This is a genomic window from Acetivibrio cellulolyticus CD2 (assembly GCF_000179595.2).
Classification (GTDB): domain Bacteria; phylum Bacillota; class Clostridia; order Acetivibrionales; family Acetivibrionaceae; genus Acetivibrio; species Acetivibrio cellulolyticus.
Genome location: NZ_JH556659.1, coordinates 518,295 through 532,772 on the forward strand (window position 1 = coordinate 518,295; position 14,478 = coordinate 532,772).

General features: G+C 35.2%; 6 protein-coding genes. 4 read left to right on the forward strand and 2 right to left on the reverse strand.

Features of this window, described 5'->3' with window-relative positions; translation table 11 throughout:
- Nucleotides 1–159 precede the first annotated feature (159 nt).
- Nucleotides 160–744: a helix-turn-helix domain-containing protein gene (locus tag ACECE_RS0222325; RefSeq protein ID WP_010251257.1), complete on the reverse strand. Its 585-nt coding sequence runs from the start codon at nucleotides 742–744 to the stop codon at nucleotides 160–162.
- A gap of 202 nt (nucleotides 745–946) precedes the next feature.
- Entirely contained in the window at nucleotides 947–2,416 is a 1,470-nt protein-coding gene (locus ACECE_RS30405; RefSeq protein WP_010251259.1) for a stalk domain-containing protein, read from the reverse strand.
- A gap of 302 nt (nucleotides 2,417–2,718) precedes the next feature.
- On the opposite strand from ACECE_RS30405, the gene ACECE_RS31985 reads away from it, so the two are divergent.
- From ACECE_RS31985 to ACECE_RS29805, 4 genes are all read left to right on the forward strand, one after another.
- On the forward strand, nucleotides 2,719–6,450 hold the full coding sequence (locus ACECE_RS31985) for an OmpL47-type beta-barrel domain-containing protein (protein ID WP_010251261.1): 3,732 nt from the start codon (nucleotides 2,719–2,721) through the stop codon (nucleotides 6,448–6,450).
- Between the two features lie 332 nt (nucleotides 6,451–6,782).
- Nucleotides 6,783–10,019 (forward strand): OmpL47-type beta-barrel domain-containing protein, encoded by a 3,237-nt coding sequence (locus tag ACECE_RS31990; RefSeq protein WP_010251263.1) that lies wholly within the window; start codon nucleotides 6,783–6,785, stop codon nucleotides 10,017–10,019.
- A gap of 226 nt (nucleotides 10,020–10,245) precedes the next feature.
- Nucleotides 10,246–13,050: a stalk domain-containing protein gene (locus tag ACECE_RS0222345; RefSeq protein ID WP_010251265.1), complete on the forward strand. Its 2,805-nt coding sequence runs from the start codon at nucleotides 10,246–10,248 to the stop codon at nucleotides 13,048–13,050.
- A gap of 77 nt (nucleotides 13,051–13,127) precedes the next feature.
- Complete coding sequence (locus ACECE_RS29805; RefSeq protein ID WP_010251267.1) at nucleotides 13,128–14,423, forward strand: hypothetical protein; 1,296 nt, start codon at nucleotides 13,128–13,130, stop codon at nucleotides 14,421–14,423.
- Nucleotides 14,424–14,478 lie beyond the last annotated feature (55 nt).

Sequence of the window (14,478 nt, forward strand, 5' to 3'; positions counted from 1 at the left end):
ATGGCGGTTTTTTTTGCACATTTATTTCGCAGTTCTTTTTATTTAAGGAATTTGCAAGACAGGAATAGGCTATTGGGGCCTTTTAGAAAAGTAGTAAAAGATTTGACCCCTAAGCCATGTTTGTAAATTAATAGGTGAAATTTCACCTCAGATTACCATTTATATAAGTTGGTAAAGTAAACCGTGCTTTGTGCAATAGCTGTATAGCTTTCCGCGGCCGAACTTTTGAAAACGTAATTGGATGGGCCATTCGGGATACTGCTTGGCCATTAATACTTTATCTCCAGTAGCAAAGGCTACAAAAGAAATGTAATGATCTTTTGTCATTTCATGTTCAGTTGAGATAAACCATTCATCTTCCACTGGTTCAACATTCAAAGTGTGCTTGCCATCTGCCTTGGCATCTTCTAATGCTTCAAGTTTTCTGCCACAACAGGAAATGGAAGCCGCACCTGTACTGGTAATTATATTGCCGCATTCGGCGCAGACATAAAATTGTATCCTTTTCATATTACCTCCTACGTAATCGTTCGGATTTAGATCACCCGATAGAATTTTTTCAATATTTACACCAAGGAGGGCAGACAATTCGGGTAGAAGCGACACATCCGGACACCCAAGACCACGCTCCCACTTGCTAATAGTCTTATCGCTGATGTTCATGGTATCTGCAAGTTGCTTTTGTGTCATACCTTTTTCTTTTCGTAGTGAACAGATCAAATTTCCCATTTTACTGCAATCCATAGTAATCCCCTCCATAATATTAGTATACCCATCTCAGAAAAATTTTCAATAAACGCTCCGTAGAGTATATAAATTTTGGTTAACGTTCAAAAGAGGATTGACAACATTGCAATGCGTAAAGAAGCTAAGAAAGAGGAGGCGGCGAACAGGAAAATAGCCATTGCACATCTTATATGCAATGGCTACAATACATCCAAAAGGATTATTTGCTATAATAGTATCTGTATGTAACGTTATCGGTATCTTGTTCTACAACATTAACAATCATTCCAAGCTTGTAAGTTTCCAAATCCAGCTCATTTATATTGGCTTCATATGTTGTATTAAGTCTGTAATACATTTTGCCATCATAAATAAAAGATGCCTCAATGGGATTACATCCAATAACATCACCATAGTTTGATTGTACTAAATTGTTTAAATATTCGATTTTTTCACTTTTGCTCAATGAATTAAAAAGCTTTAAATCATCCTCTGTTTTTGCAACAAAAAGCATCTTTGCTTCCTTGGCGTCAAGCTTATAAGGCTGGTAAAATAGACCATCTATCGGAAGTATATCTAAGGATGAGTTCAATTTTTCAAAAATCGCTTGTTTTGTAAGGCCTGTATTGTTTGTATCTTCATATTTTGAAGTAACATATACGGTTTTGGTATCATTATCCCATTTTACACCTGCCCCAAAAGACTCTGATACAAATCTAACTGGAACAAGTGTCCTGCCATTTACTATTTTTCCCGGAACATCCAGACTAACTTCTTTTCCATTTACGGTAGCAGTTTTAGAACCTATCTGAAGTGAAAGTGATATATTGCCCATCTGACCTTTTACAGTTTTTGTGGAATCTACCCATTCAAGAGAAGCCCCTAAAGATTCAAATACAACTCTTAGGGGAAGTAACACTCTTCCATCTTCTAAGGAAGGAGGAACATCAAACTCCAAAGACTTTCCATCAACATAAACACCTATGCCGGTAAGTACGTTAAATGCTCCAGTATTTTTAATATTGCTTAATTCGTCGTCATCAATAGCATATATTTTATTCTTTGGAGATAGCACAATAGCTTTTTTCAAACATGAAAGTGCTTCATCTGGTTTGTTTATCAGAGAATATGTGCATGCAAGATTGTATAAAGCTTCCTCGTGATATGGATCCTGTTCTATTAACTTTTCCAGGCATTCTAAAATTTCAGTGTTATCGCCGGTTTCAAAGAGAATATAACTTAGCTGCGTATAAAGCGTGAGATCTTTGGGATTGTCTTTTATACCAAGTTTATAGCATTTAACAGCTTCATCGTATTTTTCAAGTTGTGAGTAAATAGATGCTTTTTCGCTGTAGGCATTAGTATACTGAGGAAATAAAGCTATTGCCTGATCCAGGGTATTTAATGCCTCGTCATATTTCTCTTGATATATTAAGATTTGGGACTTCAAAGAGTAGAAAATTGGTTGGGAAACAACTCCGATAGCTTTATTACAGTATTCGAGTGCCAGATCAAAATTCTTCTCATTTATAGCTGCATATGCTTCTGTAATATATTCAGAAGCTTCGTTACTCTTTGTATCATCTGCATAAACCGTTAAACCTGAGCAAAATATTGACATAATGATACAAAGTACTGCTAAAATTGTTGTGCTTAACTTGCTTTTCACGTTTGATTTTTTTGTTTTCATTAATTACACCCCCACGATATTTTAACAAAAATAATTAAGGTTTACAAGATTTGCAATTATAATCTTAAATGCAAAAAATTATATGTATTCCATTGTAGGCTTAAAGGAGAATTGGATACCTAGTGCTTTAACTTTGTGCGAATTACATAATTCCTGAAGTAATATTGGTGTTTTTTTTTACAAATCAGTGGTATGTATTTAGTTGTAAAAATTCTGATAATTGTGTAATATAGAATAGGATAATGAAGGGTTACCAGAATTATCCACGATTATTATTTATAAGAAACGGGGGGTATAGCAAAATGCAAAGGAAGAAATGTAGTAAGGTTTTGGCGGTTATGGCATGTTTATGTATACTGATTTCGATGATTTGCCAAAATTCAGTTTTAGTATTCGCAGATGTAAAAACGACGGCAGTAACGGTTAATTTTACAGAAAGCCCATATCAAATCCGTTCTAATATTACTGAAGTAAAGGATATTTTCGGTATTTCAGATATTTCTGTAAATACGGGAAAAGTAGAGTACAGTATTAGCGGAGATAAAGTTACCATAAAGGTATCCGAGGGTGTGCCATCAAGAATAGGTCCCCATACAAAATCTGTTACAGTTACGGAAGAAAATACATATGATGATTTCCCAGAATCGTTTACGTATAGTTTGGAAGGATATAGTGGAATTCTGCCTAAAGTGGATTCAGGCTATGATTCAAGCCGGGATTTATTCTGGGCAAAGTATAGTGGTAATGTAACAAACCCAGAAACTAAGTTCTATAAATATACTGTTAATTATACCTATACATTGAATGTTGCACCTCAAGTAACATTGACTTCACCTATAAATGGTGATGCTATAAAAGACAAAATTAACGTTCTTGGTTTTGTTAAAGATGAAAATGTTGGTGATATATTAAATGTATATTATGCTTTTGATACCTATACAGAAAGCACAATAGGTACAGCCTATAAAAGTTCAGTAACTGCTGATGGAACAGAGCAAGGTATAGATGGCACAATTGATATTACACCTTTTAGCCTAATAGATGGTAACCATAAGATATACATTTGGGCAGTTGATAAAAGAGGTGTTAGATCAGTTCCAGTGGAGACAAGTTTTATAGTGGATACAGTTGCTCCAGCTGCTCCTACGCTTTCTCAAGATCCTACAATTCCTACAAATAAGAGTGTCGATGTGAATGTGTCCTACCCTGCTGATGCAGCAGTAAAAGAAGTAAGAATAAATGGCGGAAGTTGGGTGCCATTTGATACTGCAGCAAAATACGGTAAAATAGTGATGGATGATAATGGAACTGTAGAGGCAAGGGCTACTGATTTGGCTGGAAATGTTTCCGAAATAGGAAAGCTGGATGTAACCAATATAGATAAAGTAGCTCCAGCAAAGCCTGTAATATCCCAGCAGCCAGACAACAGTACACCTACTAATGGTGATGTAGAAATAACAATAACATATCCGGCTGATGCGGCAGAAAAGCTTTATAAAGTAGGAACTGCCGGAACATGGACAAAATATGATACTGCATTTAAAATTCCCGCTAATGATACAGTTTATGCAGTATGTAAGGATGCAGCAGGTAACACTAGTGAAGTGGCGTCAATTGATGTTATGAATATAGACAAAGTTCATCCAGTTGCTCCGACGCTTGTTGCAGATATAACAACTCCTACAAATAAGGATGTTAATGTAACTGTGTCATATCCTGCTGATGCAGCAGTAAAAGAAGTAAGAATAAATGGCGGAAGTTGGGTGCCATTTGATACTGCAGTAAAAGGCGGAAGAATAGTGATGGATGCTAACGGAACTGTAGAGGCACGAGCTATAGATTCGGCTGGAAATGTTTCAGAAATAGGAAAGCTGGATGTAAATAATATAGACAAAGTATCTCCTGTAATGCCAGTTATATCGCAAGAACCAGTTAACACTATTTTTACAAATGGTGATGATACAATAACTGTTACATATCCTGCGGACGCAGTTGAAAAGCTTTATAAAATAGGAACCAGTGGAACATGGACAGAATATAAAGATACGTTTAAACTTACTGAAAATAACACAATTTATGCAGTGTGTAAGGATGCAGCAGGAAACACGAGTGAAGAGGCGTCTATTGTTGTTACAAATATAGATAAAATTCCTCCAGTTGCGCCTACTCTGGTTGCAGATATAACAACATCTACAAACAAAAGTGTGTCTGTAGATGTTTACTATCCTGCTGATGCAGCAGAAAAAGAAATCAGAATTGATGGCGGAAAATGGGTAGACTTTGACGATGTAGCAAAAGACGGAAAAGTAATAATGGATGAGAACGGAACTGTAGAAGCAAGGGCTATAGACGCCGCAGGAAACATATCAGATATAGGACGTTTGGTAATAAGTAATATTGATAAGACTTCGCCTGACACACCAGTATTAACTCCAGATACTACGGAACCTACAAATAAGTCAGTTACTGTATCGGTTTATTATCCTGGAGATTCAGTAACTAAAGAGATAAAAATTGGAGATGGCGATTGGGTGCCATATAAAGATCCGGTTGAAGTAGACAAAAATACAACAATTGAAGCAAGATCTGCGGATGATGCCGGAAATTATTCTCCTATAGGTAAGTATGAAGTTTCCAATATTGATACTACACCACCAATGGCTCCAGTTATAACAACAAGTGATGATGAAACAATAGCCAAACCAATAACTGCAACAATTACGCGTGGAAAGGATGAAGAATCCGGAGTTGATAGAACGGAGTATTGCTTGGAAGGCGCTACAACCAGCGATTGGCAGAAGTATGTAGAAGGAACTAATATACCAATAAAAAATATAGGCTCAACCAAGATTAGTGCCAGAACAATTGATAAGGCAGGTAATATTTCGCCTGTTGCAACCAAAACAGTGGTTATTAAAGAAGAAATCAAAAATAATGATGACCATAACAATAATAATGGTGGAATGCCTGTAAACAATGATACAAATTCAAATAATAATGGTGGCAATGTAACTGAAGATGACACGACTGTACCGGCAGTTACAGCTGTTGATCTGGCTGTTTTCCTAAGCTCAGACAAATCCAAATATGCTGAAGGCGATACAATCACATTTACCATAGAATATAAAAATAAATCTTCCGTGGCAGTAAATGATGTAATTGTAAAAGCTGAAATCCCTGCATATACAACTGTTGTTGACTTGGCAGGAGGCACTGCAAACGGAACAGCAATTGAATGGAAAATTGCAAAGTTAGCTGCTAATACTTCAGGTAAAATTGAGTATAAAGTTAGCGTAAATAAGTTGGATAAGGCTGAAATAAGCTCCTCAAACACAGCTACAGTTAAGAGTGCAAATGTGACAAAGACAGAAGATGATTCATCTAAAACCATATTCCTTTTGTACTCAGGCATAGATAACTATCATCCTAAGTATATTGCAGGTTATCTTGATAACACATTCAGACCAGGCAATAATGTTACTAGAGCTGAAGTTGCTGCTATGATGTATAGAGTGCTTGGAATTGATAAAATGGAATCAACTACTAAGAATTATACTGACCTGAAAAACACCCATTGGGCATATAAAAGCATAGTTGCTGTTACAAATGCAGGGCTATTTGCTGGTTACATAGATGGTTCATTCCATCCAGACAGTTATATAACAAGAGCTGAATTTGCTACCGTACTTGCAAATTATCTGGGACTTAAGAATGTTGAACATGATAAAATGAACTTCTCAGATATAAACAATCACTGGGCAAAGAACTTCATTGAAGAGATATATAGAGTTAAGTTGATAGAAGGATATATTGAAAACGGTGAAAGATTATTCAAACCTGACAATAATATCTCAAGGAGTGAAGCAGTAACTATAGTTAACAAGATGTTGTTCAGAGGTCCTCTATCAGGTATAGAGATGCCATTTAAGGATGTTGCCGAAACTCATTGGGCTTATGGTCAAATACTTGAAAGTGCGTTAGATCATAATTTCACAAGAAACGATGATGATTCGGAAACAGCAGTGATAAAATAATAAATGATTTAAAATGTGGGAAAGGGGCTGCTTTGCAGCCCCTTTTTTGTTGGTAGCAGAAATTGACTCAAATTTTAAATAAGCTAAAGTTCCTTCGATTTAAGGAATTTGCAAAGAAAATATTCTAAAATCTCAGGGGTTAAATTCCTACTGAGATTTTTTTGTGCAAAATGCATAACTTTGTGTGTAAATTCTGAAAGTATTTTTACAAAGGAGACTTGTATTTATTTTCGAAAAACTGTAACAATTGGAAAAAGTTGAATAGGATAATATATGGAAATACCATATTTCCATATATATTTATGTGATTGAAAACGGGGGTGCATAGCAACATGCGTAGGAAGAAATGCAGTAAAGTTTTGTCAATTGCAATTTGCTTTTGTCTAGTATTTGCAATGATTTGGCAAAACGTAGTTTTTATATCCGCTGAAGTAAAATTGGAACCAAGAACGGAAAACTTCTCGGAAAGTCCGTATCAAGACCGCTCTAAAACTGTAGAGATACAGGACATTTTTGACATCTCGGGTATTTCTGTAAATACAGGAAAGGTATCTTACAGTATAAGCGGAGATAAGGTTATACTAACGGTATCCGAGGGTGTGCCTTCGAGAGTGGGTCCCCATACAAAAGCTGTTACAGTATTGGAGGAAAACACTTATGATGATTTCCCTAATTTGATTCCCTACGATTTGGATGGTTATATTGGTGAAATCTCAAAAGTAGATTCAGGATATGACTCAATAAAAAAATTATATTGGGCAAAGTATTTTGGTAATGTGACAAAGGCTGAGTGCAACTTCTATAGTTATACGGTTAATTTTAATTACACTTTAAATGTTGCGCCGCAGTTATCTCTGTCTTCACCGAAAAGTGGAGATTTTGTCAAGGATAAAATTGATATTAAAGGGTTTGCAAAAGATGAAAATATCAGTGATATACTAGATGTAAATTATGCTTTTGATACATATACATCTAGTACAAAAGGGACAGCTTACATAAGTTCACTAATATCGGATGGTAAAGAACAGGATATAGATAACACAATTGAAATTAAACATTTTAAACTTAATGATGGAGCACATACCCTATATATGTGGGCAGTTGATAAACGAGGGGTAAGATCTGCGCTGGTAGAAACAAGTTTTACACTTGATACAATACCTCCTGATGCTCCGACGCTTACTCAAGATCCTACGACACCTACGAACAAGACTGTTGACGTGACAGTGTCTTACCCCGATGATGCAGCAGTAAAGGAAATCAGAATTAATGGAGCAAGTTGGGGGGGATTTGATAGTGCCGCAAAAGATGGAAAAATAACGGTGGACGAAAATGGAATTATAGAAGCAAGGGCTATAGATGTAGCCGGGAACATTTCCGATATAGGTATAATTAAAGTTACGAATATAGATAAAATAGCTCCGGCAAAGCCAGTTATATCTCAGGAACCAGTTAATAGCATTCCTACTAATGGAGATGTTGCGATAACTATTGCGTATCCTGCCGATGCAGCTGAAAAGCTTTATAAAGTAGGTATTGATGGTGCATGGATAGAATACAAGGACTCGTTTAAACTTATTGAAAATGAGACGGTTTATGCAGTATGTACGGACGAAGCTGGGAATAAAAGCGAGGAGGCTTCTATTGTTGTTACAAATATAGACAAAATTCCTCCGGAGGCTCCAATATTGAGAGCCGATATTACAATACCAACAAACCAGAGTGTTAATGTGACAGTTACTTATCCTGCTGATGCAGCAGTAAAGGAAATCAGGATAAATAGTTCTGCATGGGAGAAGTTTGACACTAAGGCAAAAGACGGGAAAATAATAATGGATCAAAACGGAACTGTAGAAGCAAGGGCTATAGATGCGGCTGGAAATATATCAGATATAGGACGTTTGGTTATAAGTAACATAGATAAGACATCGCCAGATACACCTATATTGAAGCCAGATACTACAAAGCCCACAAATAAATCGGTTACTGTATCAGTTTATTATCCTGGGGATCCAGTTACAAAGGAAGTTAAAATAGGGGATGATGGTTGGAAACCATATGATGGAAAGCCTATTGTAGTAGACAAAAATACAACAATTGAAGCAAGATCTACGGATGATGCCGGAAATTATTCTCCAACAGGTAGACTTGTGGTTGACAATATTGATACTACACCTTCTACAGCGCCTGTAATAACAACCAGTGCGGACAAAACCACAGAATCGCCAATAATAGCAACAATTAAGCCTGGAAAGGATGAAGAATCTGGAGTTGACAGAACGGAATACTGTTTAGCTGGTGCAACAACTAGTGATTGGCAAGAATATGAAAATGGAAGTCTGATTACAATAACAAAAATAGGAGAAACCAAGATTAACGCAAGAACAGTTGATAATGCAGGTAATGTTTCGCCTGTTACAAGTAAAACAGTAACTATTAATAAATCAACAAATGGTGACAGCAACAATAATAATGACGATAGGCATACACCTCCACCTCAAGATAAAAATTCAAATGACGATAATAACAATAACAAAAATACCAATCAATCTTACTCACCTGTACCGAACATTACGGTTGTTGATTTGGCTGTTTTTCTAAGCTCGGATAAATCCAAGTATGCTGAAGGTGAGATAATTAAATTTGCTATTGAATATAAAAATAAATCAGCTGAAACAGCATCTAATGTAATTGTAAAAGCTGAAATCCCTGCATATACAACTGTTGTTGACCTGGCAGGTGGTACTGCAAAAGGAACAGCAATTGAATGGAAAATTGCAAAGTTAGCTGCTAATACTTCAGGTAAAATTGAGTATAAAGTTAGCGTAAATAAGTTAGATAAGGCTGAAGTAAGCTCCTCAAACACAGCTACAGTTACTAGTACATATGTGACAAAGACGGAGGATGATTCATCCAAAACCATATTCCTGTTATACTCAAACGTAAATAACTATCATGCCAGATATATAGCAGGTTATGAAGATAATACATTTAGACCGGGCAATAATGTTACCAGAGCTGAAGTTGCTGCTATGATGTATAGAGTGCTTGGTATTGATAAAGTGGAATCACTGAATAGGAATTATTCTGATGTGAAAAGCACGCACTGGGCATATAAATGTATAAATTCAGTTACAAATGCAGGTCTGTTTATGGGCTATAGAGATGGTTCATTCCATCCTGACAGTTATATAACAAGAGCAGAGTTTGCTACGGTGCTTGCAAATTATCTGAAACTTAAGAATGTTGAACATGATAAAATAAACTTTTCAGATATAAACAATCACTGGGCAAAGAACTTCATTGAAGAGATATACAGAGTTAAATTGATAGAAGGATATATTGAAAACGGTGAAAGGTTATTCAAACCTGACAATAATATCTCAAGAAGCGAAGCAGTAACTATTGTTAATAAAATGTTGTTCAGAGGACCACTTTCAGGAATAAGAATGCCCTTTAAGGATGTTGCTGAAAATCATTGGGCTTATGGGCAAATCCTTGAAAGTGCTTTGGATCACCATTTCACCAGAGCAGAAGATGATTCGGAGATAGCAGCAGTTGAAAAGTAAAGATTAAAGGGAAAAAAGGGGCTGTTTTTTGACAGCCTCTTTTTTCTTACTGAAAGAAGCTCTTAATAAAGCATGCAAATTCATAATCGCGTTTGCATATTTGTATGATCTAATAATAAAATTCTGTGATTTGCGCGGAATAAATATAAAGTTTTAGTTTTTATATACCTAAAAAAGTGATAGAATATGTAAAAGATTTATATAATTATGAAAATGAGGGATTACTTTGGGGAGAAATTTACTGAGGATACTGGTTTTATTACTTGTTGTTTCAACAATGCAGATAACAACAAAGGCAAGTACAGAGAATTTGGATGTTAGAATAAACGATGTAGATGTAAATTTTAATACATATCCTTGTTTGATTGATAATAGGGTTATGATACCTGTAAGGGAAGTATTTGAAACTTTTGGTTTTGAAGTTGGATGGGACGATAAGGATAGGACTGCTATATGCACAAAAGATAACAATAAGGTTTTATTTGATGTAGGTAAGGGTTGCTTAGTTATTGATGGGAAGGATGTAATGGTAAATCCAGGATTACCTGTAATCAATGGAAGGGTCCTTGCGCCGGAAGAAATGATTGAAAAGGGTTTGGGTATTGAAGTTAAGTTGGACAAGAAAGAAGGAATAGTTTATTTTTCAGAAAAAAGCACCGGGGATATTTCTGTTTCAGGCAGCGATAATGTTGTTGCAAAGGGCGAAGATATAATAGTTAATATTTCGAGGTCGCATAGTATTGATAAAGTGAATGAAATTATAACAGAGGCAGATAAACTATATGATGAAAGTAATCTAGTTGGTGCCATTAATAAGTATAAAGAAGTGCTTAAAAATATTTCATGGGCGAAAAATCCGGAGGAATACATTTATGTAATGAATAACCTTGGATGCTCTTATGTAAAACTATCATCAGCGATAAACAGCGAAGAAAATCTGATAAAGGCAATTTCACTGTTTGAAGAAGTTTTGGAAAAAGTTGATGATAACAAATTTGCATATGAGAGAGCTTACACCTATAAATTATCAGCGGCTGCTTATATGTCATTGTCTTCGGTAAGGGATATGGAAAGCAATGCTTCAAAAGCTATGTCGGAAATTGATGAGGCATTGAAGTTTTTTAATAAAAAAGATTATCCTTATGATTATGCAAATATTCAAAATATAAAAGGAATAAATTTTACTCAGCTTTCAGTTACAAATAGTATGGAAGAAAATATAAAAAAAGCTTTTGAATGTTTTGATGAGGCTTTAGGAATATTTACAGAGAAGGATTGCCCGGCTGAATTTGCATATACGCGATTTATGCAAGGTATAGCTTATACTTATTATTTTAGGGTGAGGGGGGAAAATGAGTCATTAGATAAGGGAATTGCTGCATTTAAAGACGCTACCAAGTATATTACTACGGATAGTGATCCTGAAAAATATGCTCGAATCCAAACTAACCTTGGGAATTTGTACCTGCAATACTTGATGGTTATACCGAATGAAGAAAATATCAACAATGCTGTTAAAGCCTACGAGGAAGGTTTTAAATTTTATACATTGGAAAGATATCCTTTTCAGTATGCGGCTAACCAGAATAACTTAGGTTTTGCATATTTTATATCTTATGCTGGTGATACCAACAGAGAAAAGTTGGAGAAAGGGCTTAAAGCATTGGACGAAGCATCTAAAGTATTTACTATAGGCGATTACCCTTTTTGCTACGGACTCGTGAGTGTAAACAGGGGACGAATTTATACTGCATTAGAAAATATAGGAGATGGTGAAAACAACTGCAAAAAAGCTATAAGCTTTTTTCAGGAAGCACTGAAGGTTTTTACGTCGGACAAGTATTTGTTTTATAATTCAGAAGCTAGCGTGCATCTAGCAACAGCATATGCTACTTTGGCAGACTATTGTGATTTTGAAGATAATTTAATGAAGGCTATAGATTATTACAATAAAGCATTGGATTTTTATACTCTTGAAGGCTATCCTGTTTACTATGGTGATATAAACAATAGTCTTGGAAGAGCTTATTATAATCTTGCGTTGGCCAAAAATGCAGGGGATAATTTTAACAAAGCTATTAATTCATACGAGTGTTCACAAAAAGTCTTTAATGAGGGAAGTTTCCCATATATGTATTTGTATTCTATTATGGGAATGGGTGATGTATATCGTAATTTTGCACTTTTGGATAATACGGTGGAAAACAGCCAGAAGTCTATAGGAGAATATAAAAAGGTTTTGAATTCAGAGTATAAGATGGATAGACCTCTCTGTAATGAATATATGCAGGTTTATATTGCAGTAAACTATCTCAATATGTCAAAAGCAGCAGATAAAGAAAAGAATTTGAGTAACGCTATTGATATCTGTAATAAGCTTTTGGGGATTAAAGAAATTCAGGATGATTCATATCTTTATGGTTATACAAATTATAATTTGGCTCAAGCTTATTTGGAATTGGCAGACTTGGGTGAAAGTGAACTGAATCTTAAAAAAGCTTTAGAGTTCAATAGTAAGGCACTTGAGCTTTTGAACACGGAAGATAACCGTTTTTATCACTTGATGTTAGTTAAGAATGCTGGAGATATTTATCAAACAAAAGCAGATATTAGAGACAAAGAAGAGAATCTTTTAAAATCCCTGAATTCATATAATGAAGTTTTGGACGCATTGCAAGGTGAAGTGAGAAATTTTGAACAACTTTACATAAGTGTTGCTAGTGCTAAAATAAGCGCTCTAAACAAACTTGCTCAAATAAAAGACAGAGCGAAGAACCTGGAAGAAGCATTTAAGTTGTGTGATGAATGTCAGGATAAGTATTCGGTTGAGGAGTGGCCTCTAGCTTATGCGGGTTTTTGTGATCTCAAGGGTGACTTATATGATAGCCTATCAATAATTGAAAATAGAAATGAAAATATTATGAAGGGAATGGAGCACTATGATAAGGCTTTAAAAGTTTATACATTTGAAAAGTATCCGTCAGTATATCAGGAGATTGTAAAGAAAAGGAATAATATGGCGAAGGATTGAAAAAATGCGTTAGATTTAAAATATAGTGATAAACAGATAAGATTAGAACGAATATAATTTTGAATGGGGAGAATGCTATGGAAAACTATAATTTGGATATAAGGAATATATTGGAAGTTATATTCAGAACTACAAAGAAAAGAGGTAATATTCTTGCAGATAGCTATCTGATTAAAGATCCTTCAATTATCTCAAAATGGAAGAACTCCAAAACACAGCCTACAAATGAAGACATTATAAAAATAGTTGAGTTTGCATATGAAGAGTCAACAGAAACTCAGCGTAAAATAATGAGAAACGAGATTACGAACTTGATTAATAACTCTTACCTAAAGGGTGTGATTAGAAGTTCATTGATAAGTATAGAGGATTTTAAAGAGTTTTTATCAGAGGTTTTAAAATTAGTTACAGTTGTACTGGGGAAAGAAGCTCATTATGAAGAAATTGGTGATGGTAGTTTAGAAATTAATGAGTCTAATGGAATTGAGGGCATTGCGAAGAATACGATTGAGATGGAAACGATAACAGCTTTTTCAGAAGGTATTGAAGGAAAGTATTCTGGAGTTATAGAGTTCAATATGTCTTTGTCAAAGGATAGAGGGGAAAGGTATGTTGGAAGGTTAGAAAAAGATGTTAAAAATAAAAGTGATAATGATATAAATAAGGAGAATATGCCACGGAAATTGCAAAAGAAGCTAAAAGCTTCAGTTGTATTCGGAACACTTTTAGTTGTTGTTTCAGCCTTTTTGGCAGTAAATGCTGCAACAAATGGTCAGCCTGAGAATCAAAAAGCGGCAGTATCGGGTGAAAACACTTATAATGAGCAGAAAAATGCAGAAATTACTCCCAGGCAGTCGCAAAAGCCAAAAGATAAAGCCAGCGATAACTCTCAAGCGAGCGATGCAGCTACGAACCCTAAAAATACGGGCAATCCGGCTTTAGAATCCAAAATCGATATAAATGATGTTGGTAGTAAAATAAGTTCTGAAGTAATTGCTGAACCAAAGGTTAATCATGAACAAGATAAAAATGAAGATATATGCAGTTCCCAAAAAAGTAACGTAACAGAAGGGAAGGAATCAAGAGAAACAAAAAACGACACGACTGTAAACGATTTGACTGCAAACGATTCGACTGCAAACGATTCGACTACAAACAATACAACTACAAACAACACAAACACAAATAACACAACCACGAACAATACAACCACGAACAATACAACCACGAACAATACAACTACAAACAACACAGACAATTCCACCAACAATACCTATAATACAAACAACACAATAACAGATGGGGATGTCATTATATTTGGGGATCATAATAAAGTGGGTAAGGGAAATAATATTTCTATCAATATTGAGTAAATATATTGTTATCCCGAACTGTGCGTATCTAATTTATTCTAATGCTTTGTGTTGA

Bases quoted from the DNA above. Each gene is read 5' to 3' on its own strand.
- ACECE_RS0222325 (WP_010251257.1), bottom strand. From the start codon at position 744: ATGGATTGCAGTAAAATGGGAAATTTGATCTGTTCACTACGAAAAGAA.
- ACECE_RS30405 (WP_010251259.1), bottom strand. From the start codon at position 2,416: ATGAAAACAAAAAAATCAAACGTGAAAAGCAAGTTAAGCACAACAATT.
- ACECE_RS31985 (WP_010251261.1), top strand. From the start codon at position 2,719: ATGCAAAGGAAGAAATGTAGTAAGGTTTTGGCGGTTATGGCATGTTTA.
- ACECE_RS31990 (WP_010251263.1), top strand. From the start codon at position 6,783: ATGCGTAGGAAGAAATGCAGTAAAGTTTTGTCAATTGCAATTTGCTTT.
- ACECE_RS29805 (WP_010251267.1), top strand. From the start codon at position 13,128: ATGGAAAACTATAATTTGGATATAAGGAATATATTGGAAGTTATATTC.